At 61.4% G+C, this 23,966-nt stretch carries 24 protein-coding genes; 6 read left to right on the plus strand and 18 right to left on the minus strand.

Annotated features, from left to right (window positions below):
- Window positions 1-6 precede the first annotated feature (6 nt).
- The gene (locus L9B60_RS24430; protein ID WP_249673539.1) at window positions 7-897 is read left to right on the plus strand and encodes a metal ABC transporter substrate-binding protein; all 891 of its coding nucleotides are present in this window, start codon (window positions 7-9) and stop codon (window positions 895-897) included.
- Window positions 898-1,024: 127 nt separating this feature from the next.
- Here L9B60_RS24430 and L9B60_RS24435 read toward each other — a convergent pair whose 3' ends face one another.
- The 3 genes from L9B60_RS24435 to L9B60_RS24445 all read right to left on the minus strand — a co-directional run bounded on the left by L9B60_RS24435 (window position 1,025) and on the right by L9B60_RS24445 (window position 4,425).
- The gene (locus tag L9B60_RS24435) at window positions 1,025-1,732 is read right to left on the minus strand and encodes a cupin domain-containing protein (protein WP_249673540.1); all 708 of its coding nucleotides are present in this window, start codon (window positions 1,730-1,732) and stop codon (window positions 1,025-1,027) included.
- Window positions 1,733-1,905: 173 nt separating this feature from the next.
- Complete coding sequence (locus L9B60_RS24440) at window positions 1,906-3,168, minus strand: arsenic transporter (RefSeq protein WP_249673541.1); 1,263 nt, start codon at window positions 3,166-3,168, stop codon at window positions 1,906-1,908.
- Window positions 3,169-3,180: 12 nt separating this feature from the next.
- The gene (locus tag L9B60_RS24445) at window positions 3,181-4,425 is read right to left on the minus strand and encodes an MFS transporter (RefSeq protein WP_249673542.1); all 1,245 of its coding nucleotides are present in this window, start codon (window positions 4,423-4,425) and stop codon (window positions 3,181-3,183) included.
- Window positions 4,426-4,615: 190 nt separating this feature from the next.
- On the opposite strand from L9B60_RS24445, the gene L9B60_RS24450 reads away from it, so the two are divergent.
- Complete coding sequence (locus tag L9B60_RS24450; RefSeq protein ID WP_249673543.1) at window positions 4,616-6,703, plus strand: ATP-binding protein; 2,088 nt, start codon at window positions 4,616-4,618, stop codon at window positions 6,701-6,703.
- 67 nt (window positions 6,704-6,770) lie between these two features.
- On the opposite strand, the gene L9B60_RS24455 is transcribed toward L9B60_RS24450, so the two are convergent.
- The 4 genes from L9B60_RS24455 to L9B60_RS24470 form a co-directional block, all read right to left on the minus strand.
- Window positions 6,771-7,175 (minus strand): type II toxin-antitoxin system HicB family antitoxin, encoded by a 405-nt coding sequence (locus L9B60_RS24455; RefSeq protein ID WP_249673544.1) that lies wholly within the window; start codon window positions 7,173-7,175, stop codon window positions 6,771-6,773.
- A gap of 29 nt (window positions 7,176-7,204) precedes the next feature.
- A complete protein-coding gene (locus L9B60_RS24460; RefSeq protein WP_249673545.1) occupies window positions 7,205-7,387 on the minus strand; it encodes a type II toxin-antitoxin system HicA family toxin in 183 nt (60 codons plus the stop codon).
- Window positions 7,388-7,592: 205 nt separating this feature from the next.
- The gene (locus tag L9B60_RS24465) at window positions 7,593-7,937 is read right to left on the minus strand and encodes a hypothetical protein (RefSeq protein WP_249673546.1); all 345 of its coding nucleotides are present in this window, start codon (window positions 7,935-7,937) and stop codon (window positions 7,593-7,595) included.
- Between the two features lie 226 nt (window positions 7,938-8,163).
- A complete protein-coding gene (locus L9B60_RS24470) occupies window positions 8,164-9,537 on the minus strand; it encodes an aldehyde dehydrogenase family protein (RefSeq protein ID WP_249673547.1) in 1,374 nt (457 codons plus the stop codon).
- A gap of 106 nt (window positions 9,538-9,643) precedes the next feature.
- On the opposite strand from L9B60_RS24470, the gene ptrR reads away from it, so the two are divergent.
- Entirely contained in the window at window positions 9,644-10,522 is an 879-nt protein-coding gene (gene ptrR, locus L9B60_RS24475) for a putrescine utilization regulator PtrR (RefSeq protein ID WP_249673548.1), read from the plus strand.
- 21 nt (window positions 10,523-10,543) lie between these two features.
- Here ptrR and L9B60_RS24480 read toward each other — a convergent pair whose 3' ends face one another.
- The 8 genes from L9B60_RS24480 to L9B60_RS24515 form a co-directional block, all read right to left on the minus strand.
- Window positions 10,544-11,950 (minus strand): DUF1173 family protein, encoded by a 1,407-nt coding sequence (locus L9B60_RS24480; RefSeq protein ID WP_249673549.1) that lies wholly within the window; start codon window positions 11,948-11,950, stop codon window positions 10,544-10,546.
- Between the two features lie 56 nt (window positions 11,951-12,006).
- Window positions 12,007-13,134, minus strand: coding sequence for a mechanosensitive ion channel family protein (locus L9B60_RS24485; protein ID WP_438866009.1), 1,128 nt, complete (start codon window positions 13,132-13,134; stop codon window positions 12,007-12,009).
- A gap of 79 nt (window positions 13,135-13,213) precedes the next feature.
- Complete coding sequence (gene pseH / locus L9B60_RS24490) at window positions 13,214-13,762, minus strand: UDP-4-amino-4,6-dideoxy-N-acetyl-beta-L-altrosamine N-acetyltransferase (RefSeq protein ID WP_249680080.1); 549 nt, start codon at window positions 13,760-13,762, stop codon at window positions 13,214-13,216.
- Window positions 13,763-13,860: 98 nt separating this feature from the next.
- Window positions 13,861-14,085 (minus strand): DUF6555 family protein, encoded by a 225-nt coding sequence (locus L9B60_RS24495; protein ID WP_249673550.1) that lies wholly within the window; start codon window positions 14,083-14,085, stop codon window positions 13,861-13,863.
- Window positions 14,086-14,183: 98 nt separating this feature from the next.
- The gene (locus L9B60_RS24500; RefSeq protein WP_249673551.1) at window positions 14,184-14,741 is read right to left on the minus strand and encodes an ATP-dependent Clp protease proteolytic subunit; all 558 of its coding nucleotides are present in this window, start codon (window positions 14,739-14,741) and stop codon (window positions 14,184-14,186) included.
- Between the two features lie 58 nt (window positions 14,742-14,799).
- Entirely contained in the window at window positions 14,800-15,003 is a 204-nt protein-coding gene (locus L9B60_RS24505; protein ID WP_249673552.1) for a KGG domain-containing protein, read from the minus strand.
- A 297-nt stretch (window positions 15,004-15,300) separates the two neighbouring features.
- Window positions 15,301-17,445 carry an ergothioneine biosynthesis protein EgtB gene (gene egtB, locus L9B60_RS24510; RefSeq protein WP_249673553.1) on the minus strand — a complete coding sequence of 715 codons (2,145 nt, stop codon included), beginning with the start codon at window positions 17,443-17,445 and terminating at the stop codon, window positions 15,301-15,303.
- A gap of 75 nt (window positions 17,446-17,520) precedes the next feature.
- Window positions 17,521-17,898 (minus strand): DUF427 domain-containing protein, encoded by a 378-nt coding sequence (locus tag L9B60_RS24515; RefSeq protein WP_249673554.1) that lies wholly within the window; start codon window positions 17,896-17,898, stop codon window positions 17,521-17,523.
- Between the two features lie 141 nt (window positions 17,899-18,039).
- On the opposite strand from L9B60_RS24515, the gene L9B60_RS24520 reads away from it, so the two are divergent.
- Entirely contained in the window at window positions 18,040-18,969 is a 930-nt protein-coding gene (locus L9B60_RS24520) for a DUF72 domain-containing protein (RefSeq protein ID WP_249673555.1), read from the plus strand.
- A 205-nt stretch (window positions 18,970-19,174) separates the two neighbouring features.
- On the opposite strand, the gene L9B60_RS24525 is transcribed toward L9B60_RS24520, so the two are convergent.
- The 3 genes from L9B60_RS24525 to L9B60_RS24535 form a co-directional block, all read right to left on the minus strand.
- Complete coding sequence (locus tag L9B60_RS24525) at window positions 19,175-19,933, minus strand: hypothetical protein (protein ID WP_249673556.1); 759 nt, start codon at window positions 19,931-19,933, stop codon at window positions 19,175-19,177.
- The gene (locus tag L9B60_RS24530; RefSeq protein WP_249673557.1) at window positions 19,930-21,564 is read right to left on the minus strand and encodes a hypothetical protein; all 1,635 of its coding nucleotides are present in this window, start codon (window positions 21,562-21,564) and stop codon (window positions 19,930-19,932) included. The genes L9B60_RS24525 and L9B60_RS24530 overlap by 4 nt, the downstream gene beginning before the upstream one ends.
- Before the next feature lie 75 nt (window positions 21,565-21,639).
- Window positions 21,640-22,575, minus strand: coding sequence for an SH3 domain-containing protein (locus L9B60_RS24535; RefSeq protein ID WP_249673558.1), 936 nt, complete (start codon window positions 22,573-22,575; stop codon window positions 21,640-21,642).
- 154 nt (window positions 22,576-22,729) lie between these two features.
- Between L9B60_RS24535 and lexA the strand changes: the two genes are divergently transcribed.
- Together lexA and imuA are read left to right on the plus strand one after the other, a co-directional pair.
- Window positions 22,730-23,344, plus strand: a complete 615-nt coding sequence (lexA, locus tag L9B60_RS24540; RefSeq protein WP_249673559.1) for a transcriptional repressor LexA — start codon at window positions 22,730-22,732, stop codon at window positions 23,342-23,344.
- Window positions 23,344-23,961 carry a translesion DNA synthesis-associated protein ImuA gene (imuA, locus tag L9B60_RS24545; RefSeq protein ID WP_249673560.1) on the plus strand — a complete coding sequence of 206 codons (618 nt, stop codon included), beginning with the start codon at window positions 23,344-23,346 and terminating at the stop codon, window positions 23,959-23,961. The genes lexA and imuA overlap by 1 nt, the downstream gene beginning before the upstream one ends.
- Window positions 23,962-23,966 lie beyond the last annotated feature (5 nt).

The following is a 23,966-nucleotide window of genomic DNA, read 5'->3' on the forward strand; positions in this document are numbered from 1 at the left end:
ACACTCATGAACGTCACTTTGAAAGGAACACTCGCGGCACTGGCGCTGTCGGCCTTTGCCAGCCTGGCGCAGGCCAAGCCACTGGAGGCGGTGGCCTCGTTTACGGTGATCGCCGACATGGTGCATAGCGTGGGCGGCGATCGTGTGCACGTCACCTCGCTGATCGGCCCCAATGGCGACCCGCATGTGTACGAGCCTACCCCGGCCGATGCCCAGGCCTTGAAAGGCGCAGACCTGGCGTTCGTCAGTGGCCTGCACCTGGAAGGTTGGCTGGACAGGCTGATCACCGCGTCCGGTTACAAGGGCCAGCCGGTGGTGCTGTCCGACGGCATCAAGACCCGCACCATGGAGGAGGACGGCGCGCAGATCGTCGACCCGCATGCCTGGAACAGCGCGGCCAATGGCGTGATCTACGTGCGTAATATCATTGCCGCGCTGAAAAAGGCCGACCCGGCCGGCGCCAGTGTTTACCAGGCCAACGGTGACCAGTACATCGCTCAGTTGCAGGCCTTGGACAGCTATGCCCGGGCCCAGGTGCAAGCCATCCCGGCGGCGCAGCGCAAGGTGCTGACCAGCCATGATGCCTTTGGTTATTTTGGTGATGCGTACGGCGTGACGTTCTTGTCGCCGTTGGGCTTTTCCACCGAAGCCGAACCGTCGGCGGCCGATGTGTCCAAGCTGATCCGCCAGATCAAGGCCGAGCACGTCAGCGCCTACTTCTTCGAGAACTCCGGCGACCCACGCCTGGTCAAGCAGATTGCCGCGGCCAGCGGTGCGCAACCGGGTGGTGAGCTGTATGTCGAAGCGCTGTCGCCGGCCAACGGCCCGGCGCCTACTTACCTGAAGATGTTCCGCTACAACGTCGATCAGTTGGTGGCGGCGATGCGCGGTAAATAGCCCAAGTCGCCCGCCCTGTATGCAGGCGGTCCGCGAAGGCCATGTTGCGGCGCATCAGGCATACCGCGTTGACCTTTTCGCGGATGAATCCGCTCCTACAGTGTGAACGCAATCAGTGTGGGGGGCTTCAGATCACTGCATAGTACTTGCGCACATACACCGTGCTGATCCACGCCACGTCCGCGCCCTTGGGCACAAACACCGTGTCACCGGGGTTCACCACCAGGCCGCTGCCGTCGGGTGCCTGCAGGGTGACGCTGCCTTCCACCAGGTGCATCAGCTCGTGCAGTTTGTGCGGGCGGCCGTGGCGGCGGTAGGGGGTTGAATCCCAGACGCCGATGCGCAGCTCGTTGCTGTCTTCATACACGCCCTGGGCGCGGCACTGGGGCGTGTGGCCGATCAGGATCGCAGGCTCCGGCGCAGCCGACGGTTGCAGCAGTGCGCGCGGGTCGAGCGCGGTCAGGCCGGGCTGGTTTTCACTGGCGGCGGTATTGGCACAGAACGCCCACAGGCTACCGGCCAGGGCTTGAATTTGCACCGCAGTGCCGCGGCCGATCACGGCACTGCTGCCAGCAGCCAGTTCCAGGCTGCCAGTCTCGCTTTGCACGGTCACGAAGCCTGCGTGCACCACCAGCATTTCCGCATAGGGGTAGGCGTCTACCACGAAGGTCCCGCTGGCCTGGACGATGCCGGCGGCTATGCCGTCGTCGCCGTGCCAGGCCACTTTGCGCTCGCGGGCAAAGGGGTCATTGGCGCTCAGGGCCGAGGAGTGGAAAGCGGTCGGGGCCGGGCTGCCATCGGCGCAGGCCAGCAGCAGGGCGGTGGGGTTCAACATGGGCGAAGGTCTCCTGTTGCCAGGCGGAAAATGCCCGGCGCAGGCGCTTGTATCCCACCTGCCAGGCGGCCTGGCAAGGGCGGGTGCAGCATTCGGTACAATCACCAAAACACGCTGGGCATGGCCGCATTTGCTGCTTGAAAACAGCGGTTGGCTGGCAGTAAACGCTGGGCTCAATGACCTGTGATCGTCAGCGCCGCCAAAGCCCCGAACAAGGCCGGCGGCATTACCAGCACCCCCAGTTTCAGAAACGCCCAGGCACTCACGTGCTCGCCTTCGCGGCGCACGGCAATCAACCAGAGGATCGTTGCCAGGGAGCCGGTGATCGACAGGTTGGGGCCCAGGTCCACGCCGATCAGCAGTGCACTGGTGGTGTGCGCCGGCAGCGGCGCGATGTGCGCCACCGACCCTGCGATCAGCCCGGCAGGCAGGTTGTTGAGCAGGTTGCAGGCAAACGCCACCACCACCCCGGCGCCCCAGGTGGCTTGCGCCGCGTTGCGCTCGGCCAGGCCTTGCAGCGCATGCGCCAGGCGGTCGATCAAGCCGGTCAGGATCAAACCCTCCACCAGCACGAACAACCCCGCCACCAATGGCAACACGCCCCAGGACACACCCTTGAGCACCTGCAATGGGTTGGCCCGCTGGCGCAACAGTACCCCTGCGCCGGTGGCAAGGCCGGTGATGAAGGTCGGCAGGCCCAGGGGCAGGTCCAATGCCGAGACGAGCAACAGCACGCCCGCCGTCAAACCGATGCCCCATGCCGTCAACCGCGCCCCTGGGGGCAGCAGGTGCAAGGGGATGTCCAGCGCCAACGGCGCCTGCAAATGCCTGCGTTGGGTCAGGCGCAGTACGCCGTAGGTCAGGCCGATGGCCGCAATGGACGGTAGGCTAAAGCGCGCCAGCCATTCCAGCAGCGGCGGCATGTGGCTGGCGAAGATCACCAGGTTTGCCGGGTTGGAAATCGGCAGCACGAAACTCGCCGCGTTAGCGATGAACGCACAGATAAACAGGTAGGGCAGGGGCTCGGCCTTGGCCGCCCGCGCCGCCGCGTACACGGCGGGGGTTAGGACCACTGCCGTGGCATCATTGGACAGCAATACGGTCACGCCGATACCCACCATGAACACCAGGTTGAACAACCGTTGCGCCGAGCCGCGCGCATGCTGCGCGGCGCGGGTGGCCAGCCAGTCGAACAAGCCTTGCTGGCGGGCCAGTTCGGCCAGCAACATCATGCCGATCAGAAACAGGTACACGTCGCCGCCCTTGGCCACCGCGGACATGGCTGCGCCGAGCGGGATCAGCCCGGTCAGCACCAGTATCAGGGCGCCGCTCAAGGCCCAAACCCATTCGGCTACGCGCCAGGGCCGCAGGATGACGCCGGCGGTGGCCAAGGCGGCCACGCACCAGATGACAGTAGAAGGTGCCAGTAAGGGCATCGGCAAGGCTCGTCAGGTGGCCGGGGCGGCCTGGGCGGTAGGGGAAGGTTTGAGAAAGGCGGTTTCCGGCATGGCGACCAACAGCAGCCCGAAGGCTGCGGCGGCAATCACCGCCAAGCTCAAAAAGGCCGCGCTGTAGCCGGCCTGCTGGACCACCAACCCGGCCACGCTGTTGCTTAACGCAGCGCCCAGGCCAAACACCGTGGTCAGCGCACCCAGGCTGACATTGAAGCGCCCCGTGCCGCGGGTCAAGTCATTGACCACCAGCGGGAACAGGGCGCCGAACAGGCCGGCGCCGATGCCGTCCAGGGTTTGCACGGCCACCAGCCAGTACATATCGTCGGACAGGGTGTAGAGCACCCCGCGCACCGGCAAAATCACAAAGCCGGCCAACAGCAACGGCTTGCGCCCCCAGCGATCGGCCCGGGCACCTACCAACAGGGCCGCTGGCACCATAATCATCTGGGCCGCCACGATGCACGCCGAGGTCAGCGGGGTGGCCGCCTGCAGGTTGGTCTGCGCCAGTTTCTGGCTGACCAGGGGCAGCATCGCCGCGTTGGCCAGGTGGAACAGTGCGCAACACACGCCAAACAGCAGCAGGGGTTTGTTGTGCAGCAGCACGCTTAACCCTGAAGGCTGCTCGGGGCCGGCCACGGCGATGGGGTCCAGGCCGCGAGCGACGTCGTGGTCGATGGCCGCGGCCGACACGCATGCCAGGGCGATCAGGCTGGCGCAGGCCATGGCGGCCATCAGGTAAAACACCGCCACCGGTCCGTACAGGTAACTGAAGCCGCCGGCCAGCAAGGCCGCGACGGCGTTGCCGGCGTGGTTGAAGGTTTCATTGCGCCCGGTGCGTTGGGCGAACGCCTTGGGCCCGGTGATGCCCAGCGAAATCGCGGCGATGGCCGGGGCGAAAATAGACCCGGCGGCGGCGCTCAGCGACTGGGTCAAGGTGACCCAGGCAAAGCCACTGATAAAGGGCAGTACCAGGCAGCCCAGGGTGACGACTAGCGCGGCCGCCGCCACCACCGCGCGTTTGCGTCGGGTGCGGTCGATCCAGGCACCCGCCGGAGTCTGGGTCAGCAGGGCGGCAATGCCGGCCAGGGTCATCACCAGGCCGATGCTGGCCGGCTCCCAGTGGTGTACCGCCAGCAGGTAGATCGCCAGGTAAGGGCCCAGGCCGTCGCGCACGTCGGCCAAAAAAAAGTTCAAGCCGTCCAGGGACAAGGCGTTCCGACGTGCAGAGGTGAGTGCCAAGATAGGGTCCCGCCAGGGCTCGAGCTGTCGCGAAAAGCGCACGCGTTACGCCAGTGACCGGCGAGCTTCGTGCTAAGTTCCACGGGCCTGCGGGTGGTATTTTCAAAACCTTTGCGCTTGAGCATTGTCCAGAGATTGGACACACTGCCAACCCTTGAAAGCAACCTGATATGCGTACGGTGATCACCCCTTGAGTACACGTGGCGAAGTCGCCCTGATCACCCTGGACCTGGCCGGTGACGTGATGGATATCAGCGCCGGCACCGAGCATTGGCTGGGTTGGCGCGCCGATGAACTGCGCCGCGGCCCGGCCAGCCGCGTGCTGTCGGCTGATCGGCCGTTGCCGGCGGTGTTGCAGCAGGCGCTGGCGGCAGGGCAACTGACGGTCCAGGGCTGTTGCCGGTGTGGCGACGGCCGTCAGGTGCCGGTACTGATCGAGCTGTTGGCGTGGCGCGATGGCAACGGCCTTGCCCAGGGTTTTTCCCTGTTGCTGCAGGGCTCCGGCGCGCTGCCTGTGGTGCTGCCTGCCCCGCCTGAAAACGAGCTTGGCCTGCGCCTGGCCCTGGCCGACCTGACCCACCGCATCAGCGAATCGGCCGATCCGGTGGAACTGGCCTACAACGCCTGTGAAATCATTGGCCGCGCCTTGGGGGTCAGCCGCGTCGGCTACGGGCTGATCGATCCGCTGGCCGAAACCATCACCATCGAGCGCGACTGGAATGCCCCCGGCATCAAGACCATCGCCGGCGTGCTCAATTTCCGTGAATATGGCAGCTACATCGATGACCTCAAGCGTGGCAACACGGTGTTCGTCAGTAACGCTGACCATGACCCACGCACGGCCAGCACCAGCGATTCGCTCAAGGCCATCAGCGCCCACGCCTTCATCAACATGCCAGTGCACGAGGAAGGTGGGCTGGTGGCGTTGCTGTACCTCAACCATGCCCACCCTCGCGACTGGCCCGAAGGCGACATCGCCTTTGTCCGCGAGGTGGCGGCGCGGATTCGCACGGCGGAGGCGCGCCGGCGCGCCGAGATCAACCTGCTGGTGCTGACCGATTCCCTGGAGCAGCAGGTAGAGTCCCGCACCCAGGCCTTGATGGCCACCGAGGAGGCCTTGCGCCAGGCGCAGAAAATGGAGGCGGTGGGTCAGTTGACCGGCGGCGTGGCCCATGACTTCAACAACCTGTTGACGGTGATCCGCTCCTCCATCGACCTGCTGGCCCGGCCCGACCTGCCCGAGGCGCGGCGCAAGCGCTACGTGGAGGCGATTTCCAGTACCGTGTCGCGTGCCGCGCGCCTGACCGGCCAGTTGCTGGCGTTCGCCCGCCGCCAGGCCCTGCAACCGCAAGTGTTCGATGTGGCAGCCAGTGTCGCCGCCTTGCGTGAAATGATCGGCACCCTGGCCGGGTCGCGCATCAGTATCACGGTGCAAGTGCCACAGGCCCCGTGTTTCATTCTTGCCGACCCCAGCCAGTTCGACACGGCGCTGATCAACATGGCGGTCAATGCCCGCGATGCAATGAACGGGCAGGGGCGCCTGACCCTGTCGCTGTCGGCGGTCAACGGCATCCCAAGGCACCCACTGGAAGCCGAGCGGGCCGGGGACTTCATCGCCGTGTCGGTCAGCGACACCGGCACCGGCATCGAGCCTGCCACGCTGACCAAGGTGTTCGAGCCGTTTTTCACCACCAAACCATTCGGCCAAGGCACCGGGCTTGGGTTGTCCCAGGTGTTCGGGTTTGCCAAGCAGTCCGGTGGCGACGTGTTGGTGGACAGCGACGTGGGCAGCGGCACCACCTTTACCCTGTACTTGCCCATGGCCTCGGCGCCCCAGGCACCCCTGGTGCTTGCGACAAGCGCACAGGTCGCACCGCGACTGCCTGGCACCGCCCGCGTGCTGGTGGTGGAAGACAACTTGGACGTGGGCGCCTTTGCCAGCGAAACCCTGCAGGAATTAGGTTACACCAGCGTCTGGGTCAAGTGCGCCGCCGAAGCGTTGGCCGAATTGGCCGATAATGCCCAGCGTTACAGCGTGGTGTTTTCCGATGTGGTGATGCCGGGCATCAGCGGCCTGGAGTTGGCCAAGTCCGTTCGCGCGCTATACCCCTCGCTGCCGGTGGTGTTGACCAGCGGCTACAGCCATGTGTTGGCGCAGCAAGGCACCGGCGGCTTCGATCTGCTGCACAAGCCCTACTCGGTGGAGGAGTTGGGCAGGGTATTGGCAGCGGCCATTGCGCAGCCGCCGGTTATGCCCAGCCATGACTCCCAGGAATAAACAGGCGCATCGCGCAGTGCATGAGGCGCAAGGCCGGGTGCCAGCAGCCTTGATGGGTTGATCAGCCTCAGGCCCTGCCCAGCTTCTCAAGTGCCGCATCGGCCAGGAACGAGGAGCGGCTCTTGACGCTGTGGTCACGCACGAAACGGTCGATACGCTTGACCACGAAACCGGGCAAGGTCACGTTGACCTTCTCGGTTTTACCCAGGTACGGCGTAATGTCGATCTCCAGCATGCCCCAGCCCATGTTGGCCAGGTCCGGGTGGCTGCGATGCTGGGCAGCCGAGGTGGGCATGGGCACTTCGCCGGTGTCGGCGACGATCTCTTCGAGCATGATGTGCGCCACTTCGATGGCCGCATTGTAGGCATCTTCGAAGGTATCGCCGGCGGTGACGGCGCCAGGAATGTCGGGGATCTGGATACCGATGGCGGTACCTTCGTCGCCCCATTCGATACAGATGGGATATTGCATGGCGTTCTCCTGCGAGGGTGAGCGGGCGTTCATAGCAAACCCGCCCGGGCCTTGATGCTTTTCACCGTGCCCAAGGGTAAGTCCTTTTTGGGGTGTGGTGCCGGGAGTGAGGCTCTGTGCCAAGGGTGCTTGAAAATGTGATGGCTGCCAGTGACCCGTTTCAATACCCACCCTGCCATTTCAAGCTCCTTGATCAGTTGTCTGCTCTGCACGTCGGACTCCTTGTCTGACAGGTTAAACATAACCCTGGGGTTATTTATTTTACAATAAAAATATACCTCTGGGGTTATGCTCTTTGTGTAGGGTAGCCATCAGGGAAGCCTTTGCTCTAGCGCTAAACTGTAAGTAACTGTCCTACCTTTGATTTGGCCAGGTGAAAAAAAACCCGCGTTCGCGGGCTTTTTTCAATGTGCTCATTCACTTGCTGGCACCGCCGCCCCCTTGGGAACCGCCGGACTGCGTGCCATTGCCGACGCCGGCGCCTTCGCCCGCAGTGCCGCCGCCTGCGCCCTGGTTGCCGGAGCTGGCGTCGTTGTCGTTGGTGCTGGTATTGCCACCGGTCACGGGGCCGGTGGCGTTGTTGTCGCCCATGCTGGCCCCGCCTTGGCGGCCAGGGTCGGCACTTTGGGTGCGGGGGTCGGCGCCTGGCGGCACGGCGGTGGAGCCGCCATTCACACCTTCACCGGTCGCGGCGAAAGCACTCAGTGAAGCGGTGGTCAGCAGGCTGGCAAGGGCCAGGGTGGTGAAGGTTTTCCTGATCATGGTGCGTCTCCATCCAATGTGAGTCGATACTTATATTGGTGGGGCGCACCACGACGATGGTGCCGGCCGGGCGACCAATGGTCGACTGGCTCTGTACGAAATGTGTTCCAGCGAAGGCCAGGCAAGGCGAAAACGGGCGAGTAAGCGCAGTTGACTGGTTGTCATGAGCATTGCGAGCCTGTTTTCAACGCAGCATGGCCGAGCTGGGATACATTTCGGATAGAGCCTAGCGGCGATCTACCCATACGGTCTGCGCATTACAGAACTCCAGCAGACCAAAGTGCGACAGCTCGCGGCCAAAGCCGCTTTTCTTCACGCCGCCAATCGCCACGCGGGGGTCCGAGGCGCAGTAGCCGTTGATGAACACGCCACCGGTTTCCAGGCGGGCGGCCATTTGCCGGGCCAAGGCCACGTCTGCCGTCCACACGCTGCCAGCCAGGCCGAACTCGCTGTCGTTGGCCAGGGCCACGGCATGCTCGGCGTCGCGGGCCGTGATCAGTGAGGCCACTGGGCCAAACAGCTCCTGTTTGAACGAGGTCATGTCCGGGGTCACGTCCGCCAGGATGGTGGGCTGATAGTAGTTGCCCACGCCTTCGACCTTGCCGCCGCCCAGCAGTACGCGGGCACCTTCGGCGATGGTCTGCTGCACCTGGCCGTCCAGTTCATCGCGTAGGTCGAAGCGGGCCATGGGGCCGACGTAGTTCTCGGCCACCAGCGGGTCACCGACCTTCAACGCACTGACCGCCGCGACGAACTTGCGAGTGAACTCGGCCATCACGCTGTCTTCAATGATGAAGCGCTTGGCGGCGATGCACACTTGGCCCACGTTCTGGAAACGGCCGATGGTGGCGGCCTTCACGGCTTCATCCAGGTCGGCATCGGCCAGCACGATGAACGGGTCGGAGCCGCCCAGTTCCAGCACGCATTTCTTCAAGGCGGCCCCGGCTTGGGAAGCGATGGCAGCACCGGCGCGCACGCTGCCGGTCACGGTCACGGCGGCGATGCGTGGGTCGTTGATGCTGCTGGACACCCCGTCGTTGCCCACGTTCAGCACCTCGAAGGCGCCGTCGATCAGGCCGGCATCACGCCAGGCATCGGCCAGCAACAGGGCGCAGCCCATCACGTTCGGCGCATGCTTGAGCACGTAGGTGTTGCCCGCCAGCAGGATCGGCACCGCGCCGCGCAGCACTTGCCAGATCGGGAAGTTCCACGGCATCACCGCCAGGATCGGGCCCAACGGGCGGTATTCGATGTGGGCCTTGTTGTCCGGCACCTGGGTGGCTTCAGGGGCAAGGAGGGTGGGACCTTGCTCGGCGTACCATTCGCACAGGCCGGCGCATTTCTCGACTTCAGCGCGGGCCTGGGCGATCGGCTTGCCCATTTCCAGGGTCATCATGCGCGCCATCGGCTCGCTGACGCTGCGCAGCACGGCGGCCATTTTGACCAACACGGCGGCACGTTCAGCCACGGGGGTGGTGCGCCATTGTTGGTAGGCCGTGTGGGTACGGGCCAGCGCCTGGTCCAATTGCTCGGCGGTCTGGAAGGGGTAGCGCGCCAGTTCTTCGCCAGTGGCGGGGTTCAACGACAGTGCATAAGACATGATCAGTATTCCCTAGGAAGTGCAAGTAGATGGCGCCACGATAGACTGGCAGGTCTTTCCTGAATAATGAATAATAAAGACACAAATGCTCACGTTTGGAGAATGTATGGACCTGACACAGCTGGAGCTGTTCAAAGCCGTGGCCGAGGAGGGCAGCATCACTGCGGCCGCTGCCCGGGTGCACCGGGTGCCGTCCAACCTGACCACGCGCATCAAGCAACTGGAAAGTGAATTGGGTGTGGACTTGTTTATCCGCGAGAAACTGCGCCTGCGCCTGTCAGCCAACGGCTACAGTTTTTTGGACTACACCAAGCGCATCCTCGACCTGGTGGCAGAGGCCAAGCAGGCAGTGTCGGGCGGCGAGCCTGCGGGTGTGTTCACCCTGGGGTCGCTGGAAAGCACCGCCGCGGTGCGTATCCCACCGTTGCTGGCGGCCTACCACCAACGCTTTCCCAAGGTAGAGCTGGGCCTGTCCACCGGGCCTTCCGGTGAGATGATCGACGGCGTGTTGGCCGGTCGGTTTGCCGCCGCCTTCGTCGATGGCCCGCTCAACCCGTTACTCGATGGCGTGGTGGTGTACGACGAAGAGATGTTGCTGGTTACCGCCAAGGGCCATGCCCCGGTAACTTGCGCCCGTGACGTGCACGGTGAAACCATCTACGCCTTTCGCGCCAACTGTTCGTACCGGCGGCATTTTGAAAAATGGTTCGTGGACGACGATGCCGCGCCGGGGAAAATTTTCGAGATGGAGAGCTACCACGGCATGCTCGCCTGCGTCAGCGCAGGTGCCGGGCTTGCGCTGATGCCGCGCAGCATGCTGGAAAGCATGCCGGGCAGTTTCAACGTGAGCGCCTGGCCGCTGAAGGAAGCGTTCCGCGGCATGCAGACGTGGCTGACGTGGCGGCGCGGGCTGCGTTCGCCTAATTTGCTGGCGATGCTGGAGTTGCTGGAAACCTTGCCGCGAACCTTGCCACCGCAAGTGTAGCGCCGGTCACGCTGTGGGCATTCATACCTTGGGTGGAAATACCGGGATGATCGGCGTGCTGCCAACACCTTGAGCAATCCAATGCCACCACTGGCAGGTGGAAAAGTGCTGTTGGTAGTAGGCGGTTTTTTCCGCCTTGCGTTGTTGATACGTTTCATCGGTACGGCCAAACACTTCCATGGGGGTCGGTGTTTGGGTGTCGCTAAGGATGAAGTCAGGGAATATGAGGTCGGTGGCGGCGTCATACCTCAAGGGCTTTATGAAGTGGCGTTTTTGCTGAACCAACTCATCGCTTACCTGTAGTTCGAAACTGCTCGCATAGGGAATCCAGTGGGCGCTGACGGGCATGATCGCGGCATCAACGACGTTGGCAACAACGCCCGATGCGGTTTTTTCCAGGTACGCCAGGCAGCAGAATATGGCGTGGGGTGCTTTCGCGGATCTTGCGTGGGCGGCATCCAGCGCGAGTTGTTCGCTGGGTGTAAAGGCGGGCCGATTCTCATCGTACTTTTGCTTGTTAAGGCGGACCACATCCGCGCGAGCGGCCTTTCTCGTAGCCAGTGCTGTCAACGCCTGGGCGCTAATGCCCCCAGCGACCTTCAGTGCCTTGCTCAGAGCGCTGGTCATGACCAACTGGAGTTCGAGCTGCTTGGCACCCGTGCAGGTTATTTGAGTGGCATAGAGGTCTGAGAGGTGACCGACAATAATGCACAGGGTGCGGTCTTTGTCGGTCTTGAGTGCCGTTTGGCGTTCGACCAGTTTCTCTAAACGATCACGGTGTTCCTTGGTGGGCGCCGTAGGCAGTGCGAGGAAATGATCACTGACCGATTCATCACCCGCGCTGATGTGTTGCGTGGCGTTTTGCAAACGCCAGATAACCGAGGCTTCCTTTCGTTCTTTGGCCAACAGGTCCCCTGAGTCATGCAGGTTTGCCTGTTCCCACAGAAAATTGAGAAATCCAAGGGTGGTCATCTTGTTTTTTCGCGGTGTTCCCGGCCCGGTATGCGTGGCTGGCGTGGAAGCAGGAGCCTTTTGGGTACCTTTGGCTAGCCTGGAAACCAGTGGGTGGGCAAGCCGAATGCTGAAGCCGTCCTCGGTTTCCTCAATGACGCTGTCGGTATACCCGGCACGGCCACTGGCCTCGTTGGGCAGGGCGTAGAACCAGCACTTGACGTGTTTGTCGGATGTTTTTGGATAACGCGCCAGATAATAGCGGGTAGTGCCATCCGATCGATTACGCTGCCTGATGGTCAGCTTGAGGCGGGGCGTCACGTTGCAATTGCACAGGATAGGGTTTTTATCCTTCGTGACTTGGAGGTAGACCTTTTCAAGGTGCTCCTGGAACACCGCATCCGTCATCCCGTCGCTCGCCTGTGCACACAGCACGATGCGCGAAGGTAGCGTTACTTTCGTATTGAACACAGACATCCTCGCCTCTGAGCCTCCATGAGTAGGCCGCCAGCTTACCAAAGCCTGCGGGCTGCTCAAACCGGCGGTTGGCGCGCCACGTCCACCGCCGCCTCGGGCTCCTGCACCTGCGGCACGCTCTTGCTGGCGATCTCTGCCCGCAGCATGGGCAGGCAATTGGGGTAGTGGCCATTGATAAAGGCGATCAGCCGCTCGCGCAGGTGGCAGCGTGCATCCCAGTTGCGCGACGAGTCGACGGAGCTGAGCAGCACTCGCAATTGCATCGCCCGTTCGTTGCTGTCGGTCACCTGCAACACGCACACGCGCCCGTCCCACAAGTGCGGGATCTCTTCGCAGATGCGTTGCACCTCATCGCGCAAAGGCTCCAGCGGCACGGTGTAGTCCACCCAGAGAAACACTGAGCCGATCAGCCGCGAAGTGGCCCGGGTCCAGTTCTGGAAGGGCTTTTCGATGAAGTATTGCAGGGGCACCACCAGCCGGCGTTCGTCCCAGATCTTGACCACCACGTAGGTGCCGCTGATTTCCTCGATACGGCCCCATTCACCTTCCACGATCACCACGTCGTCCAGTCGAATAGGCTGGGAAATGGCGATCTGCAGCCCGGCGATCAGGTTGCCCAGCACAGGTTTTGCGGCAAAACCGGCCGCCAGGCCCGCCAGCCCCGCCGAGGCCAGCAGGCTGGTGCCGATCTGGCGCACGGCCGGGAAGCTCATCAGGATCAGGCCGGTGCCGAAAATCAATACCAGCGAATTGAGGCAGCGCACCAGTACCCGCACTTGGGTCTGGATGCGCCGGGCGTTGAGGTTGTCCTCGATGTCCAAGGGGTGGCGGATGCTCACGGTGTCGGCGATCGCCGTAACGCAGCGCAGGCCCAGCCAGGTCACCAGGGCCACCACCAACAGGCCGTTGAGGTGTTGCACGCTGCGGATCATGGGCAGGTCATCGGGGGCCGAGGTCCATACCGCTTGCAGGGTGAGGGCCGGCATCAGCCACAGCGAGGGTTGTTCGGCACGCAGGATCAGTTGGCGAGCCAGGATAAAACCGTTGGCCACCTTGCGCAGGATCGCCAGGCCCACCCAGCGCACCAGCAGGGTCACGGCCACGGCCACCAGCGCCACCATCAGGGTGTTGAGCCAGGTTTCGGACAGGCGCGAGAGCCATTCCTCAGGCAATAGTTTTTCCATGAGAGGGTTCGCTCTTTGCCAGGGTATGAACTTGAGTCGACCCCCGTAAAGCGTGTGAGGTTCCCCGCCGAAGGGGTATTTAGCGTGCCAGGCGTCGCAGGGTGTCCAATAGTTGCGGGCGCTTTGCCTGCCATTCGGGCGCGGTGATGCCCAGTAGCATCACGTCGATGCGCTCACCGTGCTTGAGCACGTTCTGGCGGCGCACACCTTCAAGGTTGAAGCCGAATTTCTGATGCAGGCGGATCACCGCCGGGTTGCTGGCCAAGACTTCGCAATTGAGTTTGGCAAGGCCCGCCTCGCCGAATGCATGGTCCAGCAGCCAGCATTCCACTTGGCTGCCATAGCCTTTGCCCTGAAGCGCGCTGTCGAGGTAGAACGCCCAGTCGGCGGTGTGGTGGACGCGGTTGATGGCATTGAGCGAGACAACACCCGCCGGCTGCTCGTCAACCATCACCACGAACACCGATTGCCTTTCATTGCCCCGTAGCGAATTGAGCCAGGCCTGATGCTCGGCCTCGCTGATTTCATGTTCGGTGTACATGAATTGCCGCACTTGGGGTTGGTTGCGCAGGTCGCGCACGTGCGCTTGTACAGCCACGGAGCAATCGAGCAGGGGGGTAAACGTCAGCGCGGTGGGCATGGTGGCTCTCGCAAGCTGCAGGCTGTGAACGATAGGCTCAAGACTACATCAGCTTGCAGCGTGTAGCTCACAACTTGCAGCGGCCTTCATGCCTGCCGCCAAGTCACCGATTCAATGCCGAACTTTTCCGCCACCGGCTTGCTGGTTTTTTTCACCTGGTCCCGGCCGAATTTTCCAATGCGGCCCACGCCCGCGTCACAGCTCGCCCAATGCCAGGCTTCGCCGTTGTCCATGTTGGGCGCGCGGATGATGAATGACTTCGCCGCCCCGTGCAGGGTGTAGTCGATGACGTAGAGTTTAGCGTTGTTCATAAATACCGAAATCCTTCCAGTGACCCTTCAAATGATCCTGTGGTGCTGGAAAAATTCAGTTGGATTGTCCTACACGCCGCTCGAAGGTCGTGGCGGCGCTATTCGCCGCTGACTTTCCAGTGAATGGCATCTTCGGGGAACACGATCTGTTCCACGCGATGGGCGATGCCACACGACACTGCATCGTCGGGTGCAATGACCTTTTCTTCGGCCGACAGGCATTTGAAAATATCGAGCTTTTGCGCGGCGTCACGGGTTTCTTCGGTGAAGATATTCACGTAGCGCTCAAGGTCGTTGTTTAAGCTGGAGAGGTATTCGCGCAAGCGTGAATGGTCCACCGAACTCTGGTTGAAATACCAGTTCATGGGGTGGATCAGAAAGCGCGAATGGGGGGCTGTGAGGCGTTCGCCACCGGCCAGGTACATGACGATGCCCATGGACTCGATATTGCCGGTATTGATCACCCGTACCGGTACGCGCAGGGATTTGATGAAGTTATACGCGGCGAACCCATAACTGGTGCTGCCGCCGGAGCTGGACATGTTCAGCCACAACGAAGTGGCGCCTTGGTCAATGGCTTCCAGGCAACGGTCACGCAGGCGTTCGTGGGTACTTTGATCGATCTGGCAATGGAAATGGACAATGTGTTGGCTCACTGTGCATCCCCCGGCATTGATGCGGCCGGAGCATGATGCCCCGGCCCTGACTCAGTGGTTAGCTGCGGCCACCACCGTGGCTGCCTTGGCCGCCTTTTTTCGAAGTGTCGGCGCGGTCTTTGTCCGCCGTTTTGGCGCGGTCATTACTCATGTTGCCTGCATTTTCCGCACCTGATGCCTGGCCACCTTTTTTGCCGGCTTGCGATGCTTTTTCGCGGTCGTTAGAGAAATTGCCTGGGTTGGACTTGCCTGTGTTAGCCATGATGCACATCCTCTTTTTATTGAGTGTGAGCGTTAGGTCTCACACTGTTTGTGAAAGGAGGGCGAAGCAAAAGTTTAGTCAGTTTTGATCGGCATGACGAGCGGCACTCATAGCTTGGGTTCGATTATTTGGTGCTCAAAAAAACCTGTTTGCTACCGTTTGATCTGTGTCGATGTTTTCCAGATGTTCCACCCCTGTAGGAGCGGATTTATCCGCGAAGAAATCCTTCGCGGTGTAGCAGGCCCACCGCATCGCATTCTTCGCGGATTAATCCGCTCCTACAGGGCTAACGCCGCCTTAACACAAGCAAAACAACGCGACCTGCGGCGCCTCGCTCACCCACTGCTGGCACACCCGCCAGCCGCCCAGGGCGGCGATTTCGGTAAAGGACTCCACCGTGAACTTGTGCGAGTTCTCGGTGTGCAGCCGTTCGCCCTCGCTGAAGTGAAACGCTTGCCCGGCCACCTGCACCACCTGTTCGCGGCGGCTGACCAGGTGCATCTCCATGCGCTGCAGTTCGGCGTTCCACTGCGCCAGGTGATCGAAATCATCCAACTGGAAGTCACCGTGCAACTCGCGGTTCATGCGCTTGAGCAGGTTCTTGTTGAATGCTGCGGTCACGCCTTGGGCATCGTCATAGGCCGCCACCAGGGTGGCAGGCTCCTTGACCATGTCCACGCCGATAATGAAGCGGGCGTTGCGCCCCAGCAGCGTGTGGGCCGAGCGCAAAAATTGCACGGCCTGGCTGCGGGTGAAATTACCAATCGTGGAACCGGGAAAAAAGCCGACCCGGGCGCGCCCCTTGGCGGCAGGCGGCAAGTGCAGGGCGCGGGTAAAGTCGTCGACCTGGGGGGCAATGACCACGTTGGGGTACAGCGCGTGCAGGCCGCTGGCAGCCTTGTCCAGTGCGTCCTGGCAGATGTCGATGGGCACGTACACGCCGATCTGCGGGGCTGCGTCCAGCACCATGCGGGTCTTGTCGCTGGCACCGCTGCCAAACTCCACCAGGGCGGCGCCCTCGGGGATGTTGGCCGAGATCTTGCGGGCTACGGCGGTCAGCAGTGCGGTTTCGGCGCGGGTCGGGTAGTACTCCGGGGTCTTGCAAATGTCTTCGAACAACTGCGAGCCAGCCGCATCGTAGAAGTACTTGGGCGACAGCGACTTCTGCGGCGCCGACAGGCCGGCGATCACGTCGCGGGCGAACTCGGTGTTGCCCTCAAAGGCCCCAGGTTGCCGGGCGTCGCGGGCCAGGCGCAGGCCTGAAAACATCCAGCGCGAGGCTGGGGTGAAGAAATTGCGGTAGGTGGGCCGGCAATGGCCGGGCGAGGTGATGCTGGCGCCTCCACGAAGCACCATCTGGTTGACCATGAATTTGCCGTTGTACTCGCCCACCGCGCTTTCGGCGGGGCGAAAGCCTGGGTAGGCGCAGTAGGCGGTGTGGGTCCATTGCCAGGCCACGTCGTCGACTTGCTCAAGCAGGCCGCTGCAGGCCGCCAGTTCCCACTCCGCCTCGCTGGGCAGGCGTGCGTCGGCCCACTGGGCGAAAGCGCAGGCCTCGTAGTAACTGAGGTGCGTCACCGGCGCGTTCGGGTCCAGCGGGTGCAGGCCGCGCAACGTCAACTCCACCCAGCCGTCACCGTCGCGCTGCCAGTACAGCGGCGCCTGCCAGCCTTGTGCCTGCACCTGGGCCCAGCCGTCGGACAGCCATAAACCGACCTGCTGGTAGCCGCCGGCCTCGATAAAGGCCAGCCATTGCTGATTGGTTACCAGCCGGTCGCTGATCTCGAAGGGTTGCAGGTAGGTCTTGTGCCGCGGCCCTTCGTTGTCGAAGGCAAAGCCGTCGCCGTCGTGGCCGATCTCCACCAGCCCGCCGTGCAGCGGCTTGAAGCGGCCCTGGCGGCCAGCGGCATCACGTGGCCATTGGGCATCGTAGGTGGGTTTGATGGCCGAGCGGCTGAACAGGTGCAGGATGTCCATCAACAGCAGTTCCTGGTGTTGCTGTTCATGATTCAGGCCCAGTTCGACCAGCGCCAGGGTCTGATCGTCCAGGTCTTGCGCCAGCAAACTGTGCATGTGCAGGTCCACGTACTGGCGGTAAGCGGTGATCTGCTCCATTGCCGGGCGGGTCATCAAGCCCCGTTCAGGGCGCGGTTGGCGCGGGCCCAAGGCTTCGTAATAAGAGTTGAACAGGTAGGCGAAGGCCGCATCGAAGGGCCGATAATCTGGATGCAGTGCCTGCAGCAAGAAGGTCTCGAAAAACCAGGTAGTGTGCGCCAGGTGCCATTTGGTCGGGCTGGCATCGGGCATCGACTGCACCACCATGTCCTCGGGGCTCAGGGGGCTGGCAAGCCGTTCGCTGTGCTGGCGGATGTCGCGGTAGCGCTGCTGGCGGTCTTCAAGGGTCGACAAGGGCAGCAGCATTTCGTTGGCAAGATTGGTCATCAGGTGTGGCTCCGACGGCTCCGTCGATGGCGACGATGGGGGACGAGGGTGGCTCACCGAGTTTCAGGCCTGGCATCAACCTGCGGGGTCGGCGTGTTCTTGTATCTCAAAGCTGACCTTGTCGGGGTAAAACGCCAGGTAACCCTTGATGGCCTGCATGGCCGGGTAGGGGGCCTCGTAACTCCACGCCACATTGGCGCTTCGCTGTTCGCCTGCCATGAGGTCGTAGTAACTGGCGTCGCCCTTGTAAGGACAGTGAGTCTGATGTTGTGACTGCTGGTAAAGCGCCAGGTTCGCACTTTCTCGCGGCAGGTAGAAAACCGGCGGGTAACTGGCTTCCTGTAGCTTGATGGCCTGGTCGCTTTGGGCCACCACCTCATCGGCAAAGCGCACGGTAATGCGGCCCTTGAACGGGGTCAGGGTGATGGGGTGGTCGGGGCCTGGGGTTTTCATGGGGTGCCTTGGGGGGGTGAATTGATGAGGCTTAAGACTAGTTAGTGTTATCGAGGTGCGCGTACCGCAGGTCAGATAATCCGCTGAACCTCTGTTTGCCGGGATCGGTCACAGCGTTATCAAGGCAAGGCGGGCGCGGCGATGAATCACGTGCACATCGGTATGTCGGGCTGGCGCTACGCGCCTTGGCGCGGTGACTTTTACCCCGAAGGGCTGACCCACAAGGACGAGTTGAAGTTTGCCTCGCGGGCAGTGGGCAGCATCGAGATCAACGGCTCGTTCTATGCGCTGCAAACCCCGGATCGCTACGCGCACTGGTACGCCGACACACCCAAGGGGTTCATCTTCAGCGTCAAGGGGCCGCGGTTCATCACCCACGTCAAACGGCTGCGGGAGGTGGAAACACCGCTGTCGAACTTTTTTGCTTCGGGGGTTTTCCAGTTGAGGGAAAAACTGGGGCCGATCCTTTGGCAATTTCCGCCCAGCTTCAAGTTCGACCCGGCGCTGTTCGAGCACTTCCTCAGCTTGCTGCCCCACACCTGCAAGGCCGCGCTGGCCTGCGCCAAGGGTTGCGATGCGCGCATGCGCAAACCCGGCTACCTGGATTTGGGCAAAGCGCGGGGCACGCTGCGCCATGCCGTGGAGATTCGCCATGAAAGCTTCGCGGTGCCTGAGTTCATCGCGCTGCTGCGGCGCTACAAGGTAGCCTTGGTGATGGCTGACACGGCAGGCAAGTGGCCCTATGCCGAGGACTTGACCGCCGACTTCATCTATATGCGCCTGCATGGCGACGCCGAACTTTATGCCAGCGGCTACACGCCCAAGGCGCTCAAGCATTGGCAGGCGCGCATCGAATGTTGGCAGCAGGGCGGGCAGCCTGAGGATGCGGTGTTGATCGAGCGCAAAACCCCGCGCAAGCGCGCCGGGCGCGAGGTGTATTGCTATTTCGATAATGACCTGAAAGTGCGCGCGCCGTATGACGCGCGGCAGTTGATTGATGCGTTGGGGGTGGAGGATACATTGACCGAGCGACCAGGCGAGGGGCCCACTGGGGTAAGCGATTTTGTATAAGGGTGGTTCGGGTTAGATAAGCATAGGAATGTATGTCCGCTTTTGTTGGTGGGGTCGTGTGGCTCAATCGTGTACTTTTTGAGAGCTGTTTCGTTTTGAGGTGTTTTGTGTGTTTTGGCGTTAATGTGTAGTGTTCATTTTTCCCGTTCTGCAAACAAGTTTTTTCAGCGCTCAGCAAAGGAAAGTGAATTGATCGCTCACGTGATCAGGGATAGTCTATTCGCGTATTGGGTTGCTCTATGTAATGTCCTTCATGGTTTGCAAACTCCAGTACTATTTGCTTGTCATGGAGTTGGCTGTATTCTAAAACCTTTCCGTTTCGGGTGAGTCGCTCTGGGTCAAAAACTACCTTGCTGACAGTGATCTTCCTATCTGTCAGTTCGGCGTCGCGGATATGGACGGTTCCCTCGTTATTGTACCATGTTGAAATATTGTCGATATAATCTAGAGGCATTCCTTCGTCGTTATAAAAAGCGGCTGAGAGGTTGATTGTATGTCCCGTGCCATCAGCTTCCTTGTAACCTTTATATAGATAAATTACGGCAAAGCCGTTGTCGGTTCGCCATGCTTTTATTGGGTTGAGGTCGCGAGCGTTGCCATTGTGTGATATTCCTCCTGTTTCGATGATGAAGCTTAGAGGGGTTTGCTCTAGGCATTTTTCTGTGATACTTATTTTTTTTACTTTTGATAGGTCAACGCTGTGTGGGTCTAAGTCAACACCAGGGGTCGGTGGGTAATGATTAAACTCCCGAAAAGCGCTTACGTTCCTCGCTTTCGTGTCGGATGCCGCTGTTTTTAAATCGGAAAGGCAGAGTTTGGTATGTTCGTTGGGCTGCATCTTTTCTGATTTTTCAGTGGCGACAAAAACCGTGCTCACTGAACGCTCATTGTGTTCTGTATGTGCGCTGCATTCCATTACTATTGCTAGTGAGATGCTGGTCGCGAGCAAGAAGATGGCTTTCATTTTTTTATTTCTTTTATGGCGGGGGCGTACTTGCCCACGTGTAGGTGATGATGGTGGTTTTCGAAATGTATCGTTCGGGGCAGAGTTTTTGGTTTCTTGTCTTTTAAGTAGGTCCATGCCAGTTGTTGTTTCCAGCCGAACTTGTAAAGCGCTTCGCTCATGTTGGTTTGCCTGGCTTCATCCAAGGCGGCGACGCCGTCTGGAAGGCTTAAATCGGTTCCTTGACTCCAATCGTGATCTGTTCTTAGAAACCTAAAGTCGCCGTTTTCTCCATTTATATGGGACTTGCTTGCGCCAGGTGATCCATCGGAATCGCTAAATCCTGTCGATGCTACATCCTGATAGTTTAACTCCATTAGCACGCCAATAAAGCTGGCAAGGGCGGATTGGCTAAGGTATGTTCTCGAAGTACCAGTGACAAATCTGAATCCAAACTGCCTCTCCGGATTTCGACCTAAATCTGAGGCATCCATCAGATAAATGGTTTCAGTGCCCTTGATATCTTTTTTTGTCCAGCGGGTAGCCTGGGTACCTTTAAATATCCCAAAGTCAAACTCCCGCCCTGTGTTGTCAGTATAAAGATAGCGGGCATCTCTTAGCTGCGCCTCAGTCGCATTACCCGGCACTACTTTTTCAATCAATCCGTTATGATAGATCCGGTAGGTGATGATATTGATAACCTTTGAGCCAAAACGCCCAGACAGCCCAATGGGATGAAAGTGATACACCTTCCCATCCACCGGCAAACCGACTTTCGCCGCCACCTCACCCCACCAACTCAACGCCTTGATCCGCGTCTTTTCCGCCAACCAGTTCAAGTGCGGCGTGGAGCCGCTATGGCCGAGCATTTCATCCAGTGCGTCCCACTTGCGCGGTTTGTCGAACCACTCGCTTTCAATCTGAACGATCAGTTGTGAAATGGACTGGGCGTGGGCGGGCAATTGGATCGCCGCCTGAATTTTCTCTGCGCTCATTGCGCCATCACGCTGCGGATCGATCAACGCGTGGAGGCGATTTTTGATAGCGCAGTTATCACCGCTGTCGGCCAAGGGGAAGCGGGCATCGGTCAAGGAGTTGATGCCGCGTAGGAACGAGGCCAGTAGGGTGCGAGGTGGGGTGTAGTCGTGGACGACATCGTAGCCGTCCCATGACCACGGGCTGACCCAAGGGGTGATGCCCACGTCTTCACGTACCCAGCCGTCGAGCGGGTGCTTGTCGGCGCCATGGAACAGCCCCTCCAGGCGATACCAGCAGTGTGCTTCCCGACCCGGTGTGGCTGGTACACTAATTTTTTGATCGGCAGGCAAGTCGTCGAGCAGGCTCTTGGGTAGGAGCAGGTCGGCATCGCTTTGTGGGCTGCTTGGCGAAATGCTGGGAGGCTGCTTTGCGCTGTAATGGGCTTGATGGGGTACCACGGCAGTACCTTTGGTCAACTTGAGCCAGGTCATTTCTTTATCAGGCAGCTCTTTGGCCCACGTGCGGCTGGACTCGAGGAATGCTTCGACGTCGTCGTCGCTGAACATTTCCAGGTGCAATTTTTTTTCCGGCTGTTCGGCCAGGCCGCAGTGGTATTGGCCGAGGTGGCCGATCAGGTCGCCAGCCTTGATTGCGATCGGTTCATCCGGCACCACCACCCGGTCTGTGGCCAGGGGCTCGCGGATACCTTGCAAGGCGTCGAAATGAACATACTGGTTGACCCGCTCCAGCTAGCGAAACTCGCCCTCGCCACGCACGGCCACCTGCGTGCCGGCCGGCAGCCGACCGATGCTGGCGCTGTGGATATTGGCTTCGGCGCGCACATTCAGTTCACGCAGCAGGCGATACTCGTCACCTTCCACGGGCTGTAGAAAGCTCATGGACAGGTAGCCGCGCAGGGCCCCCGGCTCATCCAGCAAAACGTGCGGGCCGAGCACGTTTTCCAATTTGCGATACTCGCCGGTGCCGCTCACTTTTATCTGCGCCCCTGGCGGCAAGCTGCCGATGACCGTCCCTTGGAGGGCCTGGTGGCGCAGGTTTAGGCCCTTGCGCTCGGGGTCGCGCGGAAAGGCGTCATTGGCCGTTGCCTTGACATGGCGCACAGCCCCCTCGGGCCAATACACCGGCCGAGCTTGAGCCGCATCTGCCTGATACTCCCCCCAGCCCTGGATGTGCATGTACAGGCTGTAAACGATCAGGCTGGGCGGTTGCTGCGGGTTGCCGTTTATTTTTGGAGGTTGCAGGCGATGGCGCACTAGCACGAAATTGCGCGAAAAGGGCTTATTGACCGAGAGCTTGTTGACGAAATAGGCGGTGGTTGGTGCTTGGGTGTCGAACCGGTATGCCACCACCTCGCCATCAGCCACGGAGTGCACGCTGGATTGGTCCAGGGTGCCTGCGGTGCCGCCGTCGAAATGCACGCCACCGTGCCACAGGCCGTTGAACCCTAATGGGTAGGTGCCCGCCATAGCCTTGGCCAAATGGGTCAACTGCAGCAGCGGGTGGCGCGAATCCTTGAACGGATGGCTCCAGTTTTTTACCACTGGTAACGGGTTGGCGTTGCTCTGCACGGATGCGGGTGGGATCGGGCGAGTGTCGGGGGCTGGGTATACCGGGGGAGGCGGCGCGCTGGGACGGCCGAGCAGCCAATTGAAGAGTTCACCCATGGCCGTGGAATCCTTTCTCTTGAGGGGAAGGGCACGGTACGGCTTCAGACAGCATAAATATGTAGGGCATTTCGCTACGCAATGAGGGAGATTCTGAAACTGGAAAAGCGCCCTGACCAAGGGCACTGGTCAAATATTTGCCAATGGAGTACAAATGTACTCCATGACTATTTTATCTCCCAAACGCAGTGCCATCCTGTCTTTCATCCGCGAGCGCATCGGCGATCGGGGGCAGCCGCCGAGCCTGGCGGAAATATCCGAGGCCTTCGGGTTTGCCTCGCGCAGCGTGGCGCGCAAGCACATCGTGGCGCTGACCGAGGCCGGGTTTATTGCGGTCACCGCCAATCAGGCGCGGGGCATTCGGCTGGTAGAGCACGGCAGCAAGCCGCAACTTCTGGAAATCCCCCTGCTGGGCCGGGTGGCGGCCGGCATGCCCATCGACCCGGATGTGGGCGTGCGCGATCACCTGGTGTTCGACTCGCGCATGTTTGCCCGTGTACCGGACTTTTTGCTGCAGGTAGAGGGTGACTCGATGATCGGCGACGGCATCCTCGACGGCGACCTGGTGGGCGTGAAGCGCCAGTTTGATGCGCGCAACGGCCAGATCGTGGTCGCCCGGCTGAACGGCGAGGTGACCATCAAGCGCTTCGAACTCAAGGGCGAGCACCTGCGCCTGTTGCCGCGCAACCCGGCCTATGAGCCGATCGTGGTCGACCCCGAGCAAGAATTCATGATCGAAGGCATCTTCTGCGGCCTGGTGCGCCGCTGATGGGCGCCGTGGTCAGCCTCGACGGCCTGCTGGACGAGCGGCGGGTCTGGAAAGGCCGCGCGCCGGCCCAGCCGGTCAGCGCCCAGCCGACCGGCCATGCGCTGTTGGACCGGGCCTTGCCCACGGCAGGCTGGCCGGCGGGGGCCTTGAGTGAAATCCTCATCCCCAGCGACGGCAGCGGCGAGTTGCGCCTGCTGTGGCCAACCCTGGCGCGGCTGACCCAGGCCGGTGAGCGCATCGTGTTGGTGGGCGCCCCGTTCATTCCCTACCCTCAGGCCTGGGCGGCGGCGGGGGTGGACCTGCGCCAGGTGTCATTGATCAGCGCCAGTGGCACCGACGCCCTGTGGGCGGCCGAGCAATGCCTGCGTTCGGGCAGTTGCGGCGCGGTGTTGTGCTGGCCGAAAACCGTCGACGACCGCGCCTTGCGTCGCTTGCAGGTGGCCGCCGAAACCGGGCAAACCCTGGCCTTTGCCTGCCGCCCGCAGCAGGCCGCGCACAACCCGTCCCCGGCGGCCCTGCGCATCGCCATCGATGTGCGCCCGGCGCAGTTGCGCGTGCTCAAGTGCCGTGGCGGCCTGGCCCCGGCCTTGCCGCTGGCTTTTGCCGGCGGGGCTTGAGGTTG

This window comes from Pseudomonas abieticivorans (genome assembly GCF_023509015.1).
Taxonomy (GTDB): domain Bacteria; phylum Pseudomonadota; class Gammaproteobacteria; order Pseudomonadales; family Pseudomonadaceae; genus Aquipseudomonas; species Aquipseudomonas abieticivorans.

What these genes read in the sequence shown, in the direction of transcription:
- L9B60_RS24430 (WP_249673539.1), top strand. Translation starts at nt 7, where the DNA reads ATGAACGTCACTTTGAAAGGAACACTCGCGGCACTGGCGCTGTCGGCC.
- L9B60_RS24435 (WP_249673540.1), bottom strand. Translation starts at nt 1,732, where the DNA reads ATGTTGAACCCCACCGCCCTGCTGCTGGCCTGCGCCGATGGCAGCCCG.
- L9B60_RS24440 (WP_249673541.1), bottom strand. Translation starts at nt 3,168, where the DNA reads ATGCCCTTACTGGCACCTTCTACTGTCATCTGGTGCGTGGCCGCCTTG.
- L9B60_RS24455 (WP_249673544.1), bottom strand. Translation starts at nt 7,175, where the DNA reads ATGCAATATCCCATCTGTATCGAATGGGGCGACGAAGGTACCGCCATC.
- L9B60_RS24465 (WP_249673546.1), bottom strand. Translation starts at nt 7,937, where the DNA reads ATGATCAGGAAAACCTTCACCACCCTGGCCCTTGCCAGCCTGCTGACC.
- L9B60_RS24470 (WP_249673547.1), bottom strand. Translation starts at nt 9,537, where the DNA reads ATGTCTTATGCACTGTCGTTGAACCCCGCCACTGGCGAAGAACTGGCG.
- ptrR (WP_249673548.1), top strand. Translation starts at nt 9,644, where the DNA reads ATGGACCTGACACAGCTGGAGCTGTTCAAAGCCGTGGCCGAGGAGGGC.
- L9B60_RS24480 (WP_249673549.1), bottom strand. Translation starts at nt 11,950, where the DNA reads ATGTCTGTGTTCAATACGAAAGTAACGCTACCTTCGCGCATCGTGCTG.
- L9B60_RS24485 (WP_438866009.1), bottom strand. Translation starts at nt 13,134, where the DNA reads ATGGAAAAACTATTGCCTGAGGAATGGCTCTCGCGCCTGTCCGAAACC.
- L9B60_RS24495 (WP_249673550.1), bottom strand. Translation starts at nt 14,085, where the DNA reads ATGAACAACGCTAAACTCTACGTCATCGACTACACCCTGCACGGGGCG.
- L9B60_RS24505 (WP_249673552.1), bottom strand. Translation starts at nt 15,003, where the DNA reads ATGGCTAACACAGGCAAGTCCAACCCAGGCAATTTCTCTAACGACCGC.
- egtB (WP_249673553.1), bottom strand. Translation starts at nt 17,445, where the DNA reads ATGACCAATCTTGCCAACGAAATGCTGCTGCCCTTGTCGACCCTTGAA.
- L9B60_RS24515 (WP_249673554.1), bottom strand. Translation starts at nt 17,898, where the DNA reads ATGAAAACCCCAGGCCCCGACCACCCCATCACCCTGACCCCGTTCAAG.
- L9B60_RS24520 (WP_249673555.1), top strand. Translation starts at nt 18,040, where the DNA reads ATGAATCACGTGCACATCGGTATGTCGGGCTGGCGCTACGCGCCTTGG.
- L9B60_RS24525 (WP_249673556.1), bottom strand. Translation starts at nt 19,933, where the DNA reads ATGAAAGCCATCTTCTTGCTCGCGACCAGCATCTCACTAGCAATAGTA.
- L9B60_RS24535 (WP_249673558.1), bottom strand. Translation starts at nt 22,575, where the DNA reads ATGGGTGAACTCTTCAATTGGCTGCTCGGCCGTCCCAGCGCGCCGCCT.
- lexA (WP_249673559.1), top strand. Translation starts at nt 22,730, where the DNA reads ATGTACTCCATGACTATTTTATCTCCCAAACGCAGTGCCATCCTGTCT.
- imuA (WP_249673560.1), top strand. Translation starts at nt 23,344, where the DNA reads ATGGGCGCCGTGGTCAGCCTCGACGGCCTGCTGGACGAGCGGCGGGTC.